General features: G+C 73.3%; 16 protein-coding genes and 1 pseudogene. 7 read left to right on the top strand and 10 right to left on the bottom strand.

Annotated elements, in window-relative coordinates; translation table 11 throughout:
* The first annotated feature begins 98 nt into the window (after window positions 1-98).
* Window positions 99-881 carry an IclR family transcriptional regulator gene (locus tag ACIQG9_RS10735; RefSeq protein WP_400400190.1) on the top strand — a complete coding sequence of 261 codons (783 nt, stop codon included), beginning with the start codon at window positions 99-101 and terminating at the stop codon, window positions 879-881.
* 88 nt (window positions 882-969) lie between these two features.
* Here the strand turns inward: ACIQG9_RS10735 and ACIQG9_RS10730 are convergent, their stop codons facing one another.
* A complete protein-coding gene (locus ACIQG9_RS10730) occupies window positions 970-3,096 on the bottom strand; it encodes a PhoX family protein (RefSeq protein WP_400400189.1) in 2,127 nt (708 codons plus the stop codon).
* A 233-nt stretch (window positions 3,097-3,329) separates the two neighbouring features.
* Here ACIQG9_RS10730 and ACIQG9_RS10725 point away from each other — a divergent pair, with 233 nt between their 5' ends.
* Together ACIQG9_RS10725 and ACIQG9_RS10720 are read left to right on the top strand one after the other, a co-directional pair.
* The gene (locus ACIQG9_RS10725; protein WP_400400944.1) at window positions 3,330-3,824 is read left to right on the top strand and encodes a sigma-70 family RNA polymerase sigma factor; all 495 of its coding nucleotides are present in this window, start codon (window positions 3,330-3,332) and stop codon (window positions 3,822-3,824) included.
* Window positions 3,821-4,522, top strand: a complete 702-nt coding sequence (locus tag ACIQG9_RS10720) for an anti-sigma factor family protein (RefSeq protein WP_400400187.1) — start codon at window positions 3,821-3,823, stop codon at window positions 4,520-4,522. Before ACIQG9_RS10725 ends, ACIQG9_RS10720 begins: the two co-directional genes overlap by 4 nt.
* A 74-nt stretch (window positions 4,523-4,596) precedes the next feature.
* On the opposite strand, the gene rarD is transcribed toward ACIQG9_RS10720, so the two are convergent.
* The 4 genes and pseudogenes from rarD to eccE all read right to left on the bottom strand — a co-directional run bounded on the left by rarD (window position 4,597) and on the right by eccE (window position 8,336).
* Complete coding sequence (rarD, locus tag ACIQG9_RS10715; protein WP_400400185.1) at window positions 4,597-5,520, bottom strand: EamA family transporter RarD; 924 nt, start codon at window positions 5,518-5,520, stop codon at window positions 4,597-4,599.
* Window positions 5,517-6,007, bottom strand: a pseudogene (locus ACIQG9_RS10710) (GNAT family N-acetyltransferase). Before ACIQG9_RS10710 ends, rarD begins: the two are co-directional and overlap by 4 nt.
* Window positions 6,008-6,085: 78 nt before the next feature.
* Window positions 6,086-6,472, bottom strand: coding sequence for a phage holin family protein (locus ACIQG9_RS10705; RefSeq protein ID WP_400400183.1), 387 nt, complete (start codon window positions 6,470-6,472; stop codon window positions 6,086-6,088).
* Window positions 6,473-6,527: 55 nt separating this feature from the next.
* Window positions 6,528-8,336: a type VII secretion protein EccE gene (eccE, locus tag ACIQG9_RS10700; RefSeq protein WP_400400181.1), complete on the bottom strand. Its 1,809-nt coding sequence runs from the start codon at window positions 8,334-8,336 to the stop codon at window positions 6,528-6,530.
* Window positions 8,337-8,625: 289 nt separating this feature from the next.
* On the opposite strand from eccE, the gene ACIQG9_RS10695 reads away from it, so the two are divergent.
* Window positions 8,626-8,943 carry a WXG100 family type VII secretion target gene (locus tag ACIQG9_RS10695; protein ID WP_400400180.1) on the top strand — a complete coding sequence of 106 codons (318 nt, stop codon included), beginning with the start codon at window positions 8,626-8,628 and terminating at the stop codon, window positions 8,941-8,943.
* A gap of 26 nt (window positions 8,944-8,969) precedes the next feature.
* Window positions 8,970-9,263: a WXG100 family type VII secretion target gene (locus ACIQG9_RS10690; protein WP_400400178.1), complete on the top strand. Its 294-nt coding sequence runs from the start codon at window positions 8,970-8,972 to the stop codon at window positions 9,261-9,263.
* 144 nt (window positions 9,264-9,407) lie between these two features.
* Here the strand turns inward: ACIQG9_RS10690 and mycP are convergent, their stop codons facing one another.
* Entirely contained in the window at window positions 9,408-10,628 is a 1,221-nt protein-coding gene (gene mycP, locus ACIQG9_RS10685; protein ID WP_400400176.1) for a type VII secretion-associated serine protease mycosin, read from the bottom strand.
* 149 nt (window positions 10,629-10,777) lie between these two features.
* Between mycP and ACIQG9_RS10680 the strand changes: the two genes are divergently transcribed.
* Entirely contained in the window at window positions 10,778-13,663 is a 2,886-nt protein-coding gene (locus ACIQG9_RS10680) for an SseB family protein (RefSeq protein ID WP_400400174.1), read from the top strand.
* Window positions 13,660-14,025 carry a hypothetical protein gene (locus ACIQG9_RS10675; RefSeq protein WP_400400172.1) on the top strand — a complete coding sequence of 122 codons (366 nt, stop codon included), beginning with the start codon at window positions 13,660-13,662 and terminating at the stop codon, window positions 14,023-14,025. The genes ACIQG9_RS10680 and ACIQG9_RS10675 overlap by 4 nt, the downstream gene beginning before the upstream one ends.
* 31 nt (window positions 14,026-14,056) lie before the next feature.
* Here ACIQG9_RS10675 and ACIQG9_RS10670 read toward each other — a convergent pair whose 3' ends face one another.
* The 4 genes from ACIQG9_RS10670 to ACIQG9_RS10655 all read right to left on the bottom strand — a co-directional run bounded on the left by ACIQG9_RS10670 (window position 14,057) and on the right by ACIQG9_RS10655 (window position 21,146).
* On the bottom strand, window positions 14,057-14,989 hold the full coding sequence (locus tag ACIQG9_RS10670) for an alpha/beta fold hydrolase (protein WP_400400170.1): 933 nt from the start codon (window positions 14,987-14,989) through the stop codon (window positions 14,057-14,059).
* A 77-nt stretch (window positions 14,990-15,066) separates the two neighbouring features.
* Entirely contained in the window at window positions 15,067-15,456 is a 390-nt protein-coding gene (locus ACIQG9_RS10665) for a hypothetical protein (protein WP_400400168.1), read from the bottom strand.
* Window positions 15,457-15,586: 130 nt separating this feature from the next.
* Window positions 15,587-17,977: an immune inhibitor A domain-containing protein gene (locus tag ACIQG9_RS10660; RefSeq protein WP_400400942.1), complete on the bottom strand. Its 2,391-nt coding sequence runs from the start codon at window positions 17,975-17,977 to the stop codon at window positions 15,587-15,589.
* A 376-nt stretch (window positions 17,978-18,353) separates the two neighbouring features.
* Complete coding sequence (locus tag ACIQG9_RS10655) at window positions 18,354-21,146, bottom strand: immune inhibitor A domain-containing protein (RefSeq protein ID WP_400400166.1); 2,793 nt, start codon at window positions 21,144-21,146, stop codon at window positions 18,354-18,356.
* Between the last annotated feature and the right edge of the window lie 224 nt (window positions 21,147-21,370).

Here is a 21,370-nt window from a genome sequence, read left to right as displayed (position 1 = left end):
CGCCGGATACCGCCTGATCTGGCATCCTCGACCCGAACGGGCGTTCCGTCCCAGGCTGGTTTTTCATATGGTGTAAGTCCCCGGCTGCGGAGGTGGTTGTGCGTGACCCCTTGGCGGAGCCTTCGGACCTGATCCGGAGCGTCTCCCGCGCGCTACGCGTGCTTGAGTCGGTCGGGCGTGCCCCCAAGGGGCTGACCGTCAAGCAGATCGCCCGGCGCTGTGAGCTGACCGTCGCCACCACCTACCACCTGGTGCGCACGCTGGCCTACGAGGGTTACGTGATCCGCCGGGAGGACGGCACCTACATCGTGGGTCTGGAGATCGCCGACCGGTACCGGGAGCTGGTGACGGCGTTCCGTGGTCCGGCCGCCGTCGGGGAAGCGCTGCGGCGGGCCGCCGCCGACACGGGGTGGAGCCACTACCTGGGCCGGTTCGTGGGCGGGCAGGTGGCCGTCACGGCGGTCGCCGAGGGGGCCCGCTCGCCGTACCTGGAGGATCTGGTCCCCGGCTTCGACGAGGGGGCGCACGCCACCGCCCTCGGCAAGGCGCTGCTGGCCACTCTCAGCGCCGAGCAGCGCTTCCGCTACCTGCGCGAGTACGGCATGCGGCCGTTCACCAGCGCGACCCTGACCACCGTCGAGGCGTTCGAGGCCGACCTGGCCGCCGGTGACCGGCGGGGCATGCAGTTGGAGCTGGGGCAGTTCCGGCAGGGGGTGGCCTGCGCCGCCGTGCTGGTCACCCCGGACAAGGACCTGGAGCGTCGGGTCGTGCTGGCCTGCGCCCTGCCGGCCAGCGAGATGATGACCTCGGCCCGGGTGGTCCGGGCCAAGCTGCTCACCGTCGCCCGCGCCGTCGCCGACGGCATCGCCGCCGACACCTGAGCGCTCGCGCAGATCGGCCGAAGGCCCCCTCCCCGTGCAGGGAGGGGGCCTTCGTGGGCGGTCCGACGCCGGACCGCCGTGCGGAACGTCAGCTACCGATCGGGCCGCCGTCGAGCCGCCAGGCGACCACCACGCCCGGCTTGGCGTAGTCGCCGTCCGGCCAGGTCGACGCCGGCTTCTCCACCGAGGCGCCGGTGATCTCGCCGGGGTGCTGCACGGCCACGAAGACAGACCGGTTGTCGCCGGTGATGAACGGGCCGCAGGTCTCCGCGCCGAACGGCACGGTGAGGAACTGCTTGAGGTGCCCCCGCTCCGGACCCTCGACGGCGGTGGCGAAGAGGCCGTCGTTGCTGCCCAGCGCGTTGCCGTCGGTGGCGATCCAGAGATTGCCGGTGGCGTCGAAGGCGACGTTGTCCGGGCAGGAGATCGGCGAGACCCGGCTCTTGTCGTACCCGGCGAAGTGGGTCGACGGGTCGGTCGGGTCGCCGCAGACGATCGGCAGCGACCAGGCGAAGGTCTCCGCCGTGTTGTCGGCGCGGTCCTCGACCAGCTCCAGGATCTGCCCGTGCTTGTTGAGGTTGCGCGGGTTGATCTCGTCGGCCGGGGCCTTGCCGGCCTTGCCCCGGTCGGTGTTGTTGGTCAGCGCCACGTAGACCTTGCCGGTGAGCCGGCTCGGCTCGACGTCCTCCGGACGGTCCATCTTGGTCGCGCCGACCTTGTCGCCGGCGAGCCGGGTGAAGGTGAGCACGTCGACCGCGGTCATCCCGTCGACGTACGACTTGTTGCCGCTGACCAGCTTGATCCAGCGGCCCCGACCGTCGAACGCGCCGTCGGCGGGGAGCTTGCCGGAGCCGTCGATCTCGGCCGCGCTGGTCTGCGCGAACGAGGCCACGTAGAGGGTGCCCGACTCCAGCAGCGTCAGGTTGTGCTTGCGGGCCACCCACGAGTCGCCCGGCATGTACTTCTTGTCCGAGACGAACTTGTAGAGGTAGTCGAAGCGCTCGTCGTCACCCATGTACGCCACGACGTGCCCGCTCGCGGCCACGATGACGTTGGCGCCCTCGTGCTTGAACCGGCCCAGCGCGGTGTGCTTACGCGGGCGGCTCTCCGGGTCGAACGGGTCGATCTCGACGATCCAGCCGTGCCGGTTCGCCTCGTTCGGGTGCTTCGCCAGGTCGAAGCGCTCGTCGGCGCGCTCCCACTTGCGGCTGCCGCTGGGGTAGCGGGCGGTGGTGGTGATGCCGTAGCGGGCCAGCTTCACCTTCTCCGCCTCGGAGACCGCGTCGCCGCCGACGAAGTACTGGTTGAAGTTCTCCTCGCCGGAGAGCACGGTGCCCCACGGGGTGACCCCGCCCGCGCAGTTGTTCAGCGTGCCGACCACCGTACGACCCTTCGGGTCGGCGGCGGTACGCAGCCAGGTGGCGCCGGCGGCCGGGCCGGTCAGGTCGAACTTGGTGCTCAGCGCGGTGATCCGCCGGTTGTACGGCCGGCGGCCGGTGGCGACCGGCCGCCACTGCCCGGTGCCGTCCACCCGCTCCAGCTCCACCACGGACATCCCGTGCGCGGCCATCGCCGTACGGAGCTGCTCCACGGTGAGGTTGTCCAGGCCGGTGAAGCCGGGGAACATCAGGTCCTCGTTGGTGTACTCGTGGTTGACCACGAGCAGCGCCTGCTTGCCCCGCCGGTCCAGCGGCAGCACCCCGACGAAGTCGTTGTTGTAGCCGAACTGCTTCGCCTGGGCGGCGGCGGTCTGCCCGTGCAGGTTGAACGCGGGCGCGCCGGGCAGCACCGGGTCACCCCAGCGGATGACCACGGAGTGGTCGTACCCGTTGGGGACGACCAGGGTGTCGAGCTGGTTCGGCGGGATCGGCTTGAAGGTCAGCGCGCCGCTGCCGACGCCGCGCTGCGGCGCGGTCGGGTCGGCGACCTCCGGCACCACGGGGGTGGCGGGCGCGGCCCCGGCCGGGGCGGCCCCGGCCAGCGCGCCGGCGGCGGCACCGCCGAAGCCGAGCACCAGCGCGCCGACGGCGCCGGCGCGGACCACGCCACGCCGGGACACCTCCGTCTCGACCAGGTCACCGAAGTACGCGTTGTCGGAGGTGTTGGGGACGGGGTGATCGCAGGCGTTGCCGCAGCGGTAGAGACAGGTCATCGCATCGCGGCTGCCGTGCCGGGTGGCACCGAGCAGCGGGAGCAGCCGAGGACGGTCGCTCATGGAAGGAGCCTCCTGGAAGCAAGGTCGGTGGCACGCCGTTCACCTGATCGACGTGCGTACCGGCCGCACGCTGCCAGGGCGGGGTGAGCGGCCACCGGACTCGATGTGAACCGTGTGTGAACAGCAGTGGCAGGTGAACCGATCGACGGCACGGCGCGTATCCACGGGCGGACACCTTCGCCGGAGTCGCCGCGGAGAGCGAGGAGATCGCCATCAGCGACCATGACGCCCAACTGCTGCGCGCGCTGCACGACGAGCACGCGGAGGCGCTGTTCGCGCACGCGATGCGGCTGGTCAACGGCGACCGTACGCGGGCCGAGGACCTGGTCCAGGAGACCCTGCTGCGGGCCTGGCGGCACCCGGAGTCGCTGGACCCGCGACGCGGCTCGGTCCGTGCCTGGCTCTTCACGACCGCCCGGAACCTGGCGATCGACGCCTGGCGGCGGCGGTCGACCCGGGTCGGCGAGGTGTTCACCGACGACCTGCCCGAGCCGCCGGAGGCGGTCGACGAAGCGGAGCGCGCGGTGGAGGCGTGGACGGTCGCGGAGGCACTGAACCGGCTCAGCCCCACCCACCGGGAGGTCCTGGTCGAGTGCTTCTACCAGGGCCGTTCGGTGGCCGAGGCGGCTGCCCGGCTGGGCGTGCCGGCGGGGACGGTCAAGTCCCGCACCCACTACGCGCTGCGCTCACTACGGTTGGTCCTGGCCGAGATGGGGGTGACCGGATGACCCGCTGTGAGTTCGCGCACGACGACGGCGCGTACGTGCTGGGTGCGCTCGCCCCCGCCGACCGCGCCGCGTACGAACGGCACCTGGCCGGCTGCGCGGCCTGCCGGGAGGCGGTCGCCGAGATCGCCGTGCTGCCGGGCCTGCTGGGTCGGCTCGATCCGGCCGCGCTGGAGGAGTTCCTGCCGCCCCCGCCGGAGTCCAGCCGGGTGCCCGACCTGATCGCCGTCGCCCGGGACCGCCGGCGACGCGAGCGGTCCCGCCAGCATCGCCGGTACGCCCTGGTCGCGCTCGTCGCCGCCGCGTTCGCCCTGGTGGTGGGCTACGGCGGGGCGACCGCCCTGGGCCCGGCCACGCCGCCCGCACCGACCGTGCAGGCGGTGCGGATGGTCGCCATGCAGCCGGTGTCGGCCCGGACCCCGGCGGTACGCGCGGAGATCGGGCTCACCGGCACCGGCTGGGGCACCGAGGTCACCATGCACTGCGGGTACGACGCGACGGCCGGCTACGGCAAGGCGTACACCTTCCGGCTGGTGGCGTACGGCCCGGACGACGCGTCGGAGCAGATCGCCTCCTGGCTGGCCGCGCCCGGCGACGACGTGCACCTCACCGGCTCGACCCGGTTCACCGGCGCGGAGCTGGTCCGGCTGGAGCTGCTCCGCGCCGACGGCACCGCCGTGCTCGGCTACGACGTCCGCTGACCCCGGCGGATCGGTGGGGCGCACCGAACGTCCCGACCCGCACCCGTCGCCTGCCGCCGGGCGGGCGGCGGTGCTCAGCGGGCGGCGGCGGTGAGCGGCGCGGCGGCGCGGGTGGCGGCCCGGGTACGCCGGCCGTGCCGCAGCGCGTCCCCGGTGAAGATCACCAGCGCGCCCCAGACGAGGGCGAACCCCGCGAGCCGGGCCGGAGGCATCGGCTCGTGGAAGATCAGCACACCGCAGCCGAGCTGGAGGATCGGGGCGACGTACTGGAGCATGCCGAGCGCGGTCAGCGGCAGCCGGTTGGCCGCGCCGGCGAAGAGCAGCAGCGGGATCGCGGTCGCCGCGCCCGCCGCCACCAGCAGCGCGGTGTGCCCGGCCGAGCCGTGCCCGAAGGTCGACCCGCCCCGGCTCGCCAGCCAGCCCAGGTAGGCCAGGGCGGGCAGCGCCAGCACGGCCGACTCGACGAAGAGCCCCTCCGCGGCGGGCAGCCCGAGCCGCTTCTTGACCAGCCCGTACCCGGCGAAGCTGACGGCCAGGGTCAACGCCAGGTACGGCAGCCGGCCGTAGTCGACGGTGAGCACCGCGACCGCCGCCGCGCCGACCCCGAGCGCCGCCCACTGCGCCGGACGCAGCCGCTCCCGCAGCACGAAGACGCCGAGCAGCACCGACACCAGCGGGTTGATGAAGTAGCCGAGGGCGGTCTCCACCACCCGGTCGGAGTTCACCCCGTAGATGTAGGTGCCCCAGTTCACCGCGATCAGCGCCGCGGCCAGGCCGATCCCGGCCAGCGTCCGGGGGCGGCGGGCCAGCGCCCGCAGGAAGCCGACGTTACGCAGGGCGGCGAGCAGCAGCGCCACGAAGAGCACCGACCAGATGATCCGGTGCGCCAGGATCTCCACCGGCCCGGCCGGGCGGAGCAGCTTCAGGTAGATCGGGAAGAACCCCCACAGCAGGTACGCGCCGATGCCGTAGAGGTAGCCGAGCCGGAGCGGGGTCACCCCTCCACCGTAAGGGGTGAGGTGGGCTCAGGATCCTTTCCGGTGAGCGGGGTCACCGGCCGTTTTCCCACTCCATCCACCGATCCGGCGGTACCGGGGCGAAGCCCACCTTCGCGTACACCTGGTGGGCGTCGTGGGTGGCCAGCGCGATCCGGCGTACGCCGAACGTGGCGAGGTGGTCGCGGACCGCCCCGGCCAGCCAGGTGCCCAGCCCGTACCCCCGCGCCTCGGGCGCGACGTAGACGTCGCAGAGCCAGGCGAAGGTGGCCCGGTCGGTGACCGCGCGGGCGACCGCGACCTGCGCGCCGTCCCCGGGTCGGTAGACGCCGTACGGGATCGACCCGGCGAAGGCCCGGGCCACCGTCTCCCGGCTGCGGCCGAGGGCCCAGTAGGCGTCGGTCGAGAGCCAGCGGTGCACCCGGTCCAGGTCGATCCGGGCCGGGTCGGTGCTGAGCTGATGGCCGTCGGGGTGGGTCAGAGAGAGCACCCCGCCACGCTAGTACGGCATACCGCCACGGCACGAACATGACCCGGCGGCATACCCGCTTCGCGGGCGGTCGCCGGGTCAGTCCCGGTCGAGGATGGCGCCGAGGAGCCAGGTCACGATGCCGACGAGGAGGGCGCCGAGCACCGCCTCCGGCCAGAACCCGTCGACGTGGAACGGCAGGTCGGCCTGATCCGCGATCCAGCTCGTGAGCAGGAAGAGCAGCCCGTTGACGACCAGCGCGATCAGACCGAGGGTGAGCAGGTAGAAGCCGCAGCCGACGGTCTTGATGATCGGCTGGAGCACCGCGTTGACCACCCCGAAGATCACCGAGACCAGCACCAGAGTGGTGACCGCCTCGACCGCCGAGCCGGTGTCCAGGGAGATGCCCGGGATGAGCAACGTCGCCAGCCAGAAGGCCACCGCCGTGGAAGCCAGCCGGATCAGAAGACCCTTCAGAAAACCCATGGCCGGGATCGTGCCACGCGGGATCCACCCGGGGAACCCTCCGCGACCTCCCGGATCAGCGGCGGCCGGGCCGGCCGACCAACTGCGACTCGATCGGGGTGGGCGAGAGCAGCGCCCAGCGCAACGCCCGGCGGTTCACCACCGCGACCATGTCGTCCCGGATCCGGGTCAGCCACTCCGCCGAACCACCCAGGCCCAGCGCCGCGCCCGCCAGGGCGGCCTCCTGCGGGCCGAGCGGCTGGAGCACTGCCAGGTCGGACCGGCCCAGGGTGTCGGCGTCCGCGGCGGTCAGCTCGTCCCGCACCACCAGAGTGGACACCCAGCCCGGCCCGGGCGACGGCTCGTCGGCCGCCGCGCCCGCGTCGACCACCACCAGCAGCGGTCGCAGCGGCGAGCCGTCGACCCCCACCGGCCGCCCCGGCGGGACCACCACCACGCCGCCCTGCTGACCACCCACCCCCCGGACGAACGGCTCCCAGGCGCGCGGCCGACCGGTCTGCACCACCACCCCCGCACCCAGCGCCAGCGCCCGCAGCACCAGCAACTGCGCCGCCGCCAGCCCGCCGACCAGCACCAGCCGGGTGCCCTCGGCGCGGAACAGCCGCACGGTCACCGCCCCGCCGTGCCGGTTGGCGCCCACCATCAGCCCGGCCCCGCCCAGGGTCAACTCCGGCGGCTCGGCCCCCGGCCCGGCGGCCGGGACCACGCCGGACACCGCCAGCGGCAACGTGCCGGCCAAGCCGGGCAGGTGCGCGCCGTCGAGCCGACGCAGCTCCCCGCCGGCGTCGACGACGAGCCGGCGCAGCCCCTCGGCGGCGAGCTCCAGCTCGGCCGGCGTCCAGGCGGCCAGCCGTACCGTCAGCTCGGTGGGTGCCGGCCCGGTGTCGGCGCGCGGGCCGGCGCAGAGCGACACGCTGGTGGCCGTCACCGGCAGGGCCAGCAGCCGCGTCACCAGTCGCCGGCCGGGGTCGGCGCGGGCGTCGGGCCAGCGGACCAGCCGGAAGCCGGCCTGGGACAGGCCGCCGACGCGCACCGCCGACCAGCTCTCCCGTACCGGCCGGCCGCCGTCGTGGTGGGCGAGTTCGGACAGGACGCGCAGCGCGGCGTGCTCGCCGAGCGGACGGGCCGGGACCGGCCCGAGCCGCCGGACGATCCGGCGCACCGTGCCGGCGAGCGCCCGGCGCAGCTCGGCGTCGGACCAGCCGGGCACCCGCAGCACCCGGACGGCGAGCAGGGCCCGTTCCTGCCCCGGCAGCCGCCCCTCGGTCAACTGCCGGTACGAGGTGCCCGCCGTGCCGCCGGCCGTGCCGGGAGCCGGTGCCGGGAGGGCGTGCAGCAGCAGTTGGATACGGGCGGGCGGGTGCTCCGGCCCGGCCGGCGGCAGCAGGGTGGCGGGCGCGGGCAACGTCTGCGGGCCGTCACCGAGCAGGTCACCCGGATCGCCGAGGTCGAGCAGGACGGTCAGCCCGGTGCGGTCGTCAACGGCGCCCGCCGGGCCGCCGGCCAGCTCGATCGGGCACAGCGCGGCTCCGGGGAGCACCAGGCCCAACAGCGTCGCCGGCCCGGCGTCGGCGGGCAGCGCGCGGCGTCGGGTGACGTACCCGGCGGCGGTGCCCAGCCACTCGAACAGCCAGCGCCCGCGCCAGCGGCCCCAGGTGACGCCGGCCAGGGTGGCGGCGGCGACCACGGCGAGCACGGTCGGCCCGGCCCCACGGCCGTACGCGGCGGCGGGCAACGCCACCGCGACCTGCGCGGCGACCACCTGACCGGTACGCACGACGGTCGCCGGCCGGGGCCCCGACGGGATCCACTGTGGTGGCAACGGTTGACGTCGGGCCGGGTGGCCGGTCGTGCTCGCGGTCACCGCGCCTCCTCCGTACCACCTGTCGGGCCGCCACCCGGGGTCCACACCGGAGGTGGACCGCACTGCGACGGCGGGGTGACCCATGGTAGTGGGCTCGCGGGTCCGGTGGTGACCGTGGTTGTCCACAGGGGAGAGCGTCGGGGTAGCACAACCGGGACCAGGCGACTACCGTCAGCGACGAGTTCCGCTGACCGGGGCCACCAGCGGGTCCGCGCCCCTGATCGGCGCCGGCCGTCCGGGGTGGACGGCCGGTGGTCAGCCACGACCAAGGAGACGAGGTGACGTCCGGGTGTCCCAGACCCAGGCAGAAGCCGCGGTGATGCAGCAGACCGCCGCGAAGTTCGAGCAGGTTGACCAGTCGTTGCAGACCATGCTGAGCGGCCTGATGGCCGAGCTGGAGGTGTTGCAGCAGGCGTGGCGGGGTGCCGGCGGGCGCTCGTTCGAGCAGGTCAAGCAGCAGTGGGCGCAGGACCAGGCGGCCCTTCAGCGGGCCCTGCGGGAGACCGCGTCGGCGCTCCGCACCGCCGGCCGGCAGTACGACGTCTCCGACACCGAGGCCGCCGGCCGGGTCGCCGGCACCAACCGCGGCATCCAACTGCCGCTGTAACCAGATCCCGGGGAGGGGAGCATCCGATGGACCACGGTGTGCTGGTCGTCAACTTCGCCGCGCTTCAGCAGGCCGGCGCGGACATCCAGAAGGCGTTGAACACCCTCGACTCGCAGCTCGGCCAGTTGGAGCGGGACGCCGCCCCGCTGGTCGCCGGCTGGGACGGCGAGGCCCGGCAGGCGTACGAGCAGCGCCAGGCGCGGTGGCGCTCGGCCTCGCAGGACCTCCAGGCCATGCTGCGCGACATCAAGCTCGCGGTGGACGACTCCGCGTCCGACTACCTCAACACCGAGAAGCGGAACGTCGGCCTGTTCCAGTGAGCGAGCCGGATCCGGGCCGGGTCGGCCGGGGTGATCCCGGCGCCACCGGCGATCCCCGGCGATCCCCGGCGGACGCCGTCGGCGGGCCGCCGCCGTCGGCGTCCGTTCGGCCGCGGGTCGACCGGTCCACGCCGGAGGTGACCGTCAGGCCGGGCCGGCCGGGTGCCAGCGGCGGCGGGCACCGCACGGCAGGACCACGGCCAGCAGGACCGCCACCGCCGCCACCGCGCCGGTGACCGTGGCGACCAGCAGGGCCCGGTCCCGGGCCGCCGCACGCCGGTGCCGCTGGGCCAGCACCGCCGGGTCGGGCCGGTCCGCCGGCAGCGCCGCCACCGGCCGGGCGGCCGGCACCGGACCGGCACCGGTCTCCACCACCGCCCGGTACGGGTTGAGCACCCCGGCCCCGTAGCCGCCCCGGTCGCCGCCGGGTGCCGGGTCGGCGGTGCCGACGATCCGCCGCGCCACCTGTGCGGCGGTCAACTCCGGCCGGTACTGCCGCACCAGCGCCGCGGTGGCCGCCACGAACGGGGCGGCGTAACTGGTCCCCTCGGCCCGCTGGTGCCCCTGCCCCGGGGCGGCCATCAGCACGTCGCTGCCCGGGGCCACCAGGTCGACGTACGGGCCGGTCTGCGAGAACGGGGCGCGGGAGCCCTGCGCGGTGACCGCCCCGACGCCGAGCACCCCGTCGTACGCCGCCGGGTAGGGGCGCGGGTCGCCGCTGTCGTGCAGGTTGCCGGCGGCGGCCACCACGACCACGTCCCGCCGGACCGCGTAGTCGACCGCCGCCCGCACCGCCGGGTCGTCGGCGTACAGCACCACGGAGAGGTTGAGCACGTCGGCGTCGTGGTCCACCGCCCACCGGATGGCCTCGGCGAAACCGGTCGCGCTGACCGTACGTCCCGACTCCCGCCCGTCGACGACCTGCTGCTCGCTGACCCGTACCGGCAGGATGCGGGCCCGGGGCGCGAGCCCCCGGAAGGCCACGCCGGAGGTCTCCCCGGCGGCGATGATGCTGGCCACCCCGGTGCCGTGGCCGGCGCAGTCGTGGGTGCCGTCGCCCCCCGGGTCGAGGAAGTCCGCGCCGTCGAGCACCCGGCCGCGCAACTGCGGGTGCCGGCGGTCGACGCCCGAGTCGACCACCGCCACGGTGACCCCGGTGCCGGTGGCGAGCGGCGCGAGCCGCTCCGGGGCGTACCGCCGCTGGGGCCACGGGGCGGCGGCGACCGGCCGGGCCGGGGCGGGCGGCGTGGCACAGGCCGGGGCGGCGCGGGCCGGGGTGACCGACGACACGATGCCGGCCGGCAGGGCGGTGAGCAGGGCCGCCGCCAGGGCCACGAGGGCCGGTCGGGTGCCGGGTCGGGACATCGACCGCCTCCGTATCGTGTCGACTCCGGAACGGGATGTTAACGCTTCGGCCGGCGGCGGGCGGGCCGCCGATGGCCAGCCCATTGTGATCCTGTTTTCACCTTGTAGGTTGTACGCGATGGCCTGATGACCGGGGAGGAGAGGTGGCCGTGACCGACTGGGAGCCGGCTACCGAGGCCGAGACCGCGCTGCGGGACGCGCTACGCGCCAACGACCAGGAACTCTACTTCCGGATCCTGGCCCGGACCGACCTGTTCCTCCCGGTTTCCGCCCAGGCCCTCGCCGGTGAGGTGCCGATGGGTTGGGGCACCTGGAGCACCGGCGGCCGGACCCACGTGCTGGCCTTCACCTCGGCCGCCGCGATGCACGTCTGCCTGGGCGCCACCGCCGGCCCCAGCCGGCGCAGCCGCTACGCCGAGCTGGCCGCCGAGTGGCCCAACCACGAGTGGTGGCTGGCGGTGAACCCCGGCCTGCCGATCGAGGGCTACCTGCCCGCCTGGTTCGTCTCCCAGCTCTCCCGGGGCGACGTCCGGCTGCCCGGTCGCACCATGGGTGCCCGGGCCCGGCTCGAACGCGCGGAGGCCACCGCCCGGAACCCGGCCGACGGGACGCCCGGTGCCGAACCGACGGCCGACCTCTCCGCCCCACCGGTGGCCCCCTGGGTGAAGTCCCGCCCGGTGCCGCAGTCCACCGCCGTCGGCGCTGTTCCGGACGCCGGCCCGTCCGCCGGGGGCATCGCCCACGGCGTCGCCCGACCGGCCCGTACGCCGACACCGGAGGAGCGGAGCCGCCCGGCCGCGCGGACGTCGCAGCCCGACACCGTCCCGGCCGAGGCCGGTGCGGGACCGACCGCCGCCACCCCGGCCGCCGACCCCACCGCTCCCGGCCCGGCCAACGCCGGCTGGCCGACGGTGTCCCGCCGCCGGCTGCTGGGCGAGGAGTCCGCCGCCGGACCGGCCAACGGGCGCACCTCGTTCTTCGAACCGTCCGCTGTCCGGGGTGCCGCCCGGTCACTGCGGGACAACCCGCTGCGCGGCGGCGAGCGGGCCGCCCCACCGACCCGGCCCGGCCTGGGCGGCCAGCCGTTCCCCCGGCGTCGTCCGGCGTCCGGCCAGCCGGTCGACGACGACCCCACCCGGGCATTCCGGGTCGGCGGGCCGGACGAGCAGCCCACCCAGCCGATCCCCGGCCCGGGCGGGGCGACGGCCGGCCAGCGACCGGACCGGCTGGCCGAGGAGCCCACCCGGGCGTTCCGGGTGGAGGCACCGGCCGAGGAGGCCAGCCAGGCGCTGCCGCGCCGGAGCCCGGCCCCGGCCGACCCGCCGGCGGAGCAGGACCGGCGGCTGACCGAACCGACCGCCCGACCAAAGGCCCCGAGGCCCGTGGACGAGGCGGCGGACGCACCCCCGTCCGCCGCCGAACCGGTCTCCGGGCCGCCCGCCGCACGGCGGGGGTTCACGCCCATCGTGATAGAGGGGGTGATCCTGGAGTCCCGTGACCTGCCGGTCGCGCCGCCGCCCGGGCCGCCCACCGACCGGTCGGACGCCGAGGACACGGTCAACCTGAACGGGAACGCCGACCTGTTCACCCCCGTCCGCCCCGCGACGGGCACGTCCCGGCCGGCCCCACCGCCGGCCGCAGCGGAGCCGCCCGGGCCACCCCGTCCCGCCCCCGACGACCTCTGGACGCCGGCCGCCGAGCGGGTCACGGTCACCCCGGCCACCGGCCCGCGCCCGGGTGCCGACGCCCCCCGGGCCACCGCACCGGCGGATCCCCGGCCCGCGCCGCGACCGTCGACCGACCCCGCACCGCCGTCCGCGGCCGGCCCCGGCCCGGCCGCCCCGGCGGTGGCGGGCGAACCGGTGACGGTGTCCCGGCCGGACGTCCCCACGACGGCCCCGCCGACCGTCGACCCGACACCGACGGTCCAGGTCACCGACCCGGCGGTGCCGGACCCGGCGACCGGTGCCGAGCCGACGCTCCCGCTTCCCGGTGACCGCCCCGGGTCGGCGTCCGCCCCGGTGGCCGACCCGCCCGGCGTCACGCCCCCCGCCCCCGCCGAGGAGCCCTTCCAGCCCGCCAACGCGGTGGAGGAGAACCTGCTGGAGGCGGCGGGCACCGGCAGCACCGACACGTTCCTCTCCACCCTGCTGCTGGCCCGGGTGCTGCTTCCGGTGCACCCCGACTCGGCGTCCGGCAGCCGCCCCGGCGAGCCGGGTTTCGAGTGGCGCACCGGGACGACGGACGGCGAGACGTACGTGGTGGTCTACACCTCGCCGGAGCGGCTCGCCGACCACGACGTACCACCGGTCGAGACGATCGAGGTCCGGTTCGTCCAGCTCATCCGGCGCTGGTCGGACCCGAGCTGGTCGTTCGCGGTCAACCCCGGCACTCCCGTCGGCGCGAAGCTGCCCGGCGAGCAGATCATGGCCCTGGCCAACTGGGCCGCCGAGGTGGGGCTCGGCGACGAGGCGGACGTCGAGCCGGAGGCCGCCCGGACCGAGGCCCCGGCCGAGCGCACCCGGTACGCCCCGCCGGTCGTCGACCCGTCCCGCCCGGTGGTGATGCAGAAGGCGATCGCCCCGAGCCAGCTCGCCTACTACCTGGAGCGCGGCTACGACCGGGTCTCCGGCTTCGTGCACCGGGCCGGCGAACTGGCCCACCTGACCACCCCGGCCGAGCTGCACGACGCGCTCGGCCTGGGCTACCCGGACTCGCCGTTCGCCCGGGACGCCGAGGCGACCTACGTGCTGCGCTGGCCGGCGTACCGACCGAGCCTCTACCGGATCCCGTACGGCGGCCAGAACGAGGCGGCGATGCGGGCCATGGAGGGCTGGGTGATCGAACGCGCGCCGTTCCGGGGCAACGGGTTCGCCCCGGGGGAGAGCAGCGACGTGGTGGCCGAGTTCAAGGTGGACAGCGCCCGGTTGCCGCACGGCGCGCAGCTCTGGCGGATCGGGGCGGACGGCACCGAACGGGTGATCGCCGTCCTGGACACCGACGCGCTGCTCTGGCGACAGGTGGGTGAGTCGTGACGCGGGACGGCTACGTGGCCCGGTGGCGCGGGCGGGAGTACCAGGGCAGCCCGGACGGCGACGACGTCCGGATCTACCAGCCGGAGCCCGCGGACGGCTTCGAGGAGGTACGCCCCGGCCGGCACGTCCGGGTCGTCCCGGCCGCCGAGGTCGAGGAGTTGGCGTACGTGCGGACCACCTGCACCTGGCAGGGGCAGCCGTTCATCGTGCTCGGCGAGCACGACGGCTGGCTGCGGGTCGAGTACACCGGTGGCCGCTGGCCGGTGGCCCGGGCGATGGGGCTGGAAGTCTTCGACTTCGGCGTCTACCAGGGCTGGGCGCCGGCCGCCGAGGTGGCCGACCTGCGCGAGCAGCGGGTCTGAGCCGGGCCGGCGATCGAGCGCCGACCGGCGGTCACGACTTCGTCCAGCGCAGGATCTCGCCGAGCACCACGTCGCGGGCCTCCACGTGCGGGAAGTGCCCGACCCCGTCGAGCAGCCGCCACTCGTAGGGGGCGGTGACGTACCGGCCGGAGCCCTGCGCGGTGCGGGGCAGCGAGGCGACGTCGGCATCCCCGTGCAGTTGCAGGGTCGGGGTGACCAGCGGCTTCTGCATAAGCCGGACGAAGCGGTAGCCGTGCAGCCGTAGCACCGACCGGAAGGCCCACCGGTAGCCCTCCAGGGCGCAGAAGGCGGCCTGCGGGATCAACATCGCCTCCCGGCAGCGTTCCGCGTACGGCGCGAACTCCGGGCCGGCCACCCACCGCGGCCCGCCCCAGCGGCGCAGCATCTCCGCCACCTCGACGGCGCCGTCCCGGGTGAGCACGTGCTCGTACCGGGGGAGCTGGAACTTCAGCGCCGGGGTGGAGGCGGCGAACTGCCCGCGCGGGTCGGCGAAGATGGCGGCGCGCAGCCGCAGCGGGTGCGGCGCGCCGAGCACCACCAGCCGGCGGACCAGGGCGGGGTGGAACGAGGCGGCCGTCCAGCCGATCAGCCCACCCGATCCGTTGCCGACCACCGTGGCGGAGCGTTCCCCGAGGGCCCGGATCAGGCCGGCGACGTCGGCGGCGAGGGTGTAGCCGTCGTACCCCCGGGGTGGCTTGTCGCTGGCGCCGTAGCCGCGCAGGTCCACCGCGACGGCCCGGAAGCCGGCGTCGGCGACGGCCGGGAGCATCTCGTGCCAGGCCCACCAGTGCTCGGGGAAGCCGTGCAGGAAGAGCACCATCGGGCCGGTGCCCGCCTCGACGACGTGGAACCGGCTGCCGTTCGCGCCGACGAAGCGGTGCGTCCACGGCCCCTCGGTGAGGACGCAGGACTCGTCGACGGGTCCGCCACGCTGCTCGGTCATGGGGCACAGCCTAGGACCCCGGTGCCGGTCGGCCGTTCCGCCGACCCCTGGGGAGGGCCGGGACCGGCGCGTCGTGGTCAGCCGACCGGGCTGATCTTCACGATGCTGGCCGGGGTGCCGGGGCCGCAGGAGGCGGCGGGGTCGGCCGGTCCGACGGTGACCAGCACGGTGGTGCCGGCGGCGAAGGTGCCCATGCCCGGGCCGTGCAGCGCGTACTCCCGGTCGTCGTCGGTGACCAGGCCGTAGCACGGGCCGGAGCCGCCGCGGGTGATCCGGCCGGCGAGGAGGTGGGGCTTGCGCTGGTCGGTGGGGTGGTTCGGCGGGGCGGTGGGGGGTCGCCGGGTGGGCAGTGCGGTGGCGGAGAGCCCGGTGGGACGGTCGGCGGGTGGTACCGGGGCGCCGGAGGCGGTTGCCGGCGGGGTGTCGGGTGGGGAGGTGGCGGGCGGGGTGGTCGGGTCGTCGGACACGGGGCCTCCGTTCCCGGCGGGGCGGTGGGGCACGGGCGGTGCCGGTGCCCGCCCGGCCTGGAAAGGGCGATGCCCGGGCAGGAGACCTGCCCGGGCATCGCGTGGTGCGGGTGGTGCGCTGATCAGCGGATCAGGAGAAGCGGATCTTCAGCGAGGTGCCGTTCTGCTCCACAACCCGGATCTTGGTGCCGGTGGCCGGGAGCTTGACGCCGTGGTTCGGCAGCTCCGCGTACCAGTACTGCTTGGTGTCGTCGAACAGCGGCTGCGCGGCCTGGCCGCGGACGTACTGCGGCACGCTGTTGATGTGCAGCGTGAACGAGTCCGCCTTCTTCAGGCTGAACGGCGCGTCGTACACCTGGACGCGGGAGCGCCAGGCGCTGCCGGTCAGGTTGTAGATCGGCTGCGGGTGCGCGTCGATGATCATGTTCCGACCCTCACCCGGGTGGGCGAAGGTGTCGTTGTCGGCGAACCGGAGGTTCCAGTACGAGATCAGCAGACCCTCCTGGTACGCGTAGTGGTCCACGTAGTCCGGGCGGGTGTTCGCGTAGCCGAAGTAGTACGGACCGGTCTTCAGGTACTGGTCGTACGAGACGTACGACCGGTTGCCGGCGATGTAGTAGTTGTCGAACTTGCGGATGTAGGTCTCGGCCACCACGCTGAACCCGCTCAGGGTCCAGCCGGCGGCACCGGCCTCGGCACCGTCGCTGAGCACGGTCTGCCCGTCGGCGGTGACGGTGATCGCGTCACCGTAGAAGCCACCCTCGGAGACGCCACCGTCGGTCTGGTAGCGCAGCCGGAACTGCGCGGCCTTGCCGGCCACGGCGTTCAGCGGGATGTTGACGTCGACCCACTGGTCGTTGCTGGAGCCGTCCAGGGCGAAGCGCCCGGGGGAGAGCTCCTTGAGGGCCTTGCCGTTGGCCGTACCCGGCAGGGTGATCCAGGTCTGACCACCGTCGGTGCTGGCCTCGAAGAAGAGGTAGTCGTAATCCTCTTCGATGGCGTAGCGACCCTTCATGGTGAGCGCGGCGCTGGTCTTCCCGGTGAGGTCGATCGTCCGCGTCATCGTGGTGTTCAGGTCGTCGTCGTTGCCCGAGAAGAACTGCTTGGTCCCCTCGAACGGCTTGCCGTTCTGGAAGACGTACTCCCGCTGCGGCAGCACCACGACGGCGCCCTGGGCCTTGTCGGTGTTGTACTCCTGCGGGCCCAGCTCCAGGGTCTTCTTCTGGCCGGCCACCACGACCTCGTAGTCGAGCCAGCCGAGCTGGAGCTTGTTCCAGGCGCCGAGGTCGCCGCCCCGGTCACCGATGCCACCATCGTTCTTGGCACCGAGCCGGCTCTGGGCCATCAGGGTCCAGTGCTCGTTGTTGTTGTCCCCACCACTGGTGACGTTGTAGTCGTCCGGCAGACCGAGGTCGTGGCCGTACTCGTGGTAGAAGACGCTCCGGCCACCGTTCTCTGGCTGGATGGTGTAGTCGCCGATCCAGACGCCGGTGTTGCCGATCTGGGTGCCACCACCCGGGAAGGTCGACGGGCCGGTGTTGCCCTGGTCGGAGGCGAAGGCGTACCACCGGTGGCTCCAGATGGCGTCCTCACCCTGGATCGGGTCACCGTCGGCCTGGTCGCCGCCGGAGTGGACGATCTGGAAGTGGTCGATGTAGCCGTCCGGCTCGTTGAAGTTGCCGTCGCCGTCGTAGTCGTACCGGTCCCACTCGTCCATCGACCTGACGTCGGCGGCGATCTGGGCGTCGGTGCGACCGGCGGCCTTCTGGTCGGCGACCCACTGGTTGGCGGCGTCCCGAACCAGGTTCCAGGTGTTGCTGCAGACGTTCGAGGCGCAGGGGTAGCCGTTGGAGCGGCCGTACCGGGCCTCGTTGTACCGGACCTTGACCCAGTCGGTGACCTCGCCGTCGACGCTGTAGCGACCCGAGGACTGGGCCTCGTAGTACTGCTTCAGCGACTCGTCGCCCTGCCCGGTGCCGAAGTACATCTTGCGGAAGTAGTCGGCGTTGTAGTCCGGCTGCCAGACGGTGGAGTTGTCCACCGCCCGGTTGGGGGCCGGGATCTCGTTGTGCAGCGGCCCGTCGAACTTGGTCGGGCCCGGGATGGCCGGGGCGGTGTCGCGGTCCGGGTAGCTCGGGTGCCGCTCGTTGCCGAACTCCGCGAGGATCACGAAGATCTTGTCGGTCCGCTCGCGGGACAGCTCGACGTACTGGTCCTGGGTCTGGGCGACGCCCTTGGCGGTCGTCCGGGCATTCTGCCCCGCAGCCTGGGTCTTGCCGACCTTGACGACCGTGCTGCCGTTGATCTTCTCCGCCTTCGCCTTGCCGGAGAGGACCTCGCTGAGGCCCTCCTGGCGCAGCGCCCGCCGCTTGGTTTCGAGCGGGTTGGGCAGATCGTGGTCCGCCTGGGCGGGCTCCGCGACCGACGGGGCGGCCGCGGGGAGCTTCGGCGTCGGCGCGGCGCTGGCGGACGTGCCCGTCAGCAGACCTGTCGCCGTCAGCGAGAGCCCGAGCAGACCCACTGCGACTTTGCGCACGTGGTACCTCCGGTGTGAGGGAACCGGCCCAACGGGGGTACGGGCCGGTGTAAAGACGTCCCACTAGTGGGACCCATGGTGAACATAGACACTGCCGCGACAGCTGGGAAGACGTCCGCGTCGATTTGTTGCAAGATTTTGATGAGGATGCTTTTCCCCGTCACACCCCTGCTGTTCATCAACGGTCGTGAGCAGCGGGGACGCCTAGCGCGGGGAATCGTAGTGATGTATTTCGATTGGATTGCCGGGATGTGGGGAAACAGTTGGGGCCGGTGGCCTCTTCGCCATCGGCCCCACTGTTCACCAATCGGTCAGTAGCTGACCTTTACCACCGCATCGCCGAGACGGTGCCCCGGCCGGATCAGTTCGTCGCCGGGGTCACCCGGACCGTGGCGTACGAGTTGTCCCCCGCGGCCCGCAGGATGCTGATCGAGACGCCGTAGCGGACTCCCTGGTCACCCGGGTTGCCCGTGCCCAGCACGATCGCCCCGCCGCCCAGCGTCCCGCCGTAGTAGGCGGTCGCCGGGCTGCCGTCCGGGTTGACCACTCGGGTGGTGTACCGGGCGTTGTCCTTCGACGGGACGACCACCGAGGCGTCGTTGTCCCGGGCGTACGCCGCGCCGTCGCGCATCTCGATGCCCGGGTACCAGCCCTTGGCGTCCGTGAAGGTGGACACCGGGGCCTGGGCGCCGAAGCTGGTGCAGTACTCGCTGTACGGCTCGTCCGCCGCCTCCAGGCACTCCTTGAACGGGTACGTCTTGCCCAGCGAGAACGCCGCGTTGGCCGACTGCGGCCGGCTCGGCAGGTTGTCCAGCACCGACGGGTCCTTCGTCGCCGCCTCGCCCTGCCGGCGGTACGGGTCGTAGTGCGAGTCGACGATCAGCAGACCGCCCTTGGCGCCGTAGCTCGGCAGCGCGGTCATCTGCGCGGTGACGTGGTTGACGTCGCCCAGCACCGTGTCCCGGTACCAGACCAGCATGCCCGGCGCGTTGTACGAGATCCGGTCGACCTTCCACGCCTCGTGCGAGTAGATGGTGTCGTAGGCGTACTTCAGGCCCTTGTCGAAGCCGTCGAAGTTCCGCCACTCGGCGAGGTAGTACTGCGCCTTGGACTGGGTGCCCGCGTCGGTGTACCAGCCGGCGCCGGTGGTGTCGGTGAACGTGCCACCGGTCCGGGTCCAGCCGTTGGCACCGCTCTCCACGTCGTCACTGAAGGTGGTGACGCCGCCGCCGGTCACCGACAGGTCGTCGGCGAACCAGCCCCGCTCCACGAACGCCTCGTCGGTGGCGTAGCGCAGTCGCACCTGGACGGTCGTCCCCGCGTACGGCGACAGGTCGATCCAGTCGTGCCGCCAGCCGCCGGTGCTGCCGGTCAGGCCGTACTTCTTGTTGCCGTAGTCGACCATCCGGCCGTTCGGGTCGGCGTAGCCGTCGTTCGTGGAGACCAGCGCCCCGGCCGCGTTGTAGACCTTCTGCTCGGTCCAGGTGGTGCCGCCGTTCGTGGAGACCTCGACGAAGCCGTAGTCCCAGTCCTCCTCGATGACGAAGTTGTTCCACATCCAGAACTTCGCGTCGGCGGCGGCCGGGACGGCCACCTCCCGGCTGAGCTTGACGTCCGCCCAGTTCTGGTCGGCCCCGCTGTACCACATGTTGCTGCCGCTGTGCGGCTGCGCCAGGGTGATCACCTTGTTCGGCAGGTCGATCTTGATGCCGTCCTGGGTGCCCACCGGCGTACGGGAGGTCTGGCCGAGCTGCACCGTCCGCGCGTTCGCGCCCGGGGCGAGAGTCAGCGGGTCGGCCCAGCCGAGCACCCACTTGTCCCAGATGCCCATGTGCGTCGGCAACGCCTGGAAGATCTCGCCGTTGTGCGAGCCCGACGCCATCAGGTCCCAGAAGTCGACGTCCGAGTCGGCGTTGCCCGAGGTGTCGTAGAGGTCGGGCAGGCCCAGGTCGTGACCGAACTCGTGGGCGAAGACCCCGACCCCGGCGTCCTCCGGCTGGACGATGTAGTTGGACACCCTCAGGTTGGTGCCCGGGATGGTGTAACCACCGGCGACCGTGGAGGAGTGCGCCCAGACGGCGTACACGCCCTGGTCACCGCCGCCGCGGGACTTGCCCTGCCCGGCGTGCACCAGCACCAGGTGGTCGATCACCCCGTCCGGCTCGTTGACGTTGCCGTCGCCGTCCCGGTCGCCCTGGTCCTCGATGTCGTAGTCGGCCCACGGGAAGTTCGGGTCCGCCGCCGCCAGCGCGTCGATCGCGTCGGTGGCGAGCCGGCCCGCGCCCTGCGGGTTGTCCGGGTGGCCGTTCATGGACTGCTGGCGGCCGGCGACCCAGTTGCCGTTCTCGTCCTGGAAGCAGCGCGAGGCCGCGTACCACCCCTCCGAGTGCGGCACGGTGATCCACGGGCTGGCCTGCCCGTCCACCGTGTACGCGCCCTTCGACATCTCCAGGTACATGTTGTGCATGGTGCGGCCCGACAGGTCGATGCCGGCCCGGCCGTCCGGTCCCTTGAGGTCCTTGCGGACCCGCTCGGTGATGCCCTTCTTGGTGTAGAGCATCTTGTCGAAGTGCGCGGGCGAGAAGTCCGGCACCCACATCGAGTTGTTGTCCTTGTGCGGCAGGGTCGCCGGGTTCGGGATGTTGTTGTGCTTCGGCCCGTTCTGCACGGTGCCGGGCACGCAGCTCCGGTCCTCGAAGACCGTCTGCGGGACCATCACGTTGGTGAAGTCGTCGTTGGCCTGGTCGTTGAACTCCACCAGTAGGGTGAGCAGCTTGGCGGTCTGGGTGCTCTTGGCCTTCTTGAACTTGCGCGGGCTCAGCCCGGTCCGGATCGCCTTGGCCTCGTTGCGGGCCAGCTCCCGGGCGGCCAGCGGGTTGCCGCCGGCGAACTTGCGGTCGTACGCCCGGGCCTCGTCCGCCGCCGGGGTCAGGATCCCGTCGGCTCCCTTGACCTCCTTGCCGGCGGTGTCCGGCTGTACCTCCGGTTCCGCGTAGTTGATGTAGAACTCGTCGGACCCGATCCGGGCGGGTGCCGGACCGGCCGTCTGGGCCGCCGCGCTGCCTGTCACGGTCAGTGACGTGGCGACCAGGGCGATGGCGGGCAGCGCGACGAGTAGGCGTCGGCGTGCCCCGGATTGCGGAAATGTGTTCATGCCGCTCCGTTTCTCGGGCATGGGAGAGGAGTCGCCGGACGTACGGCGTGCCGTACGTCGAGTCCGGTCGATGTGGCTGAACCTAAATGAGAAAGGTTCCGGTCCGACAGGGGTACCGAACGCCTTTGCCCGTTCAGCTCGACCCGTCTCCACCGACCGACCGATTCCATCCGCAAACACGACGTCGGTGGGCGACGGCCCGGGTGGACCGCCACCCACCGACG

Source organism: Micromonospora sp. NPDC092111, assembly GCF_044755745.1.
GTDB lineage: Bacteria > Actinomycetota > Actinomycetes > Mycobacteriales > Micromonosporaceae > Micromonospora.
The sequence above is the reverse complement of the archived record's forward strand: the minus strand, read 5'-3'. Positions and strand labels throughout refer to the sequence as shown.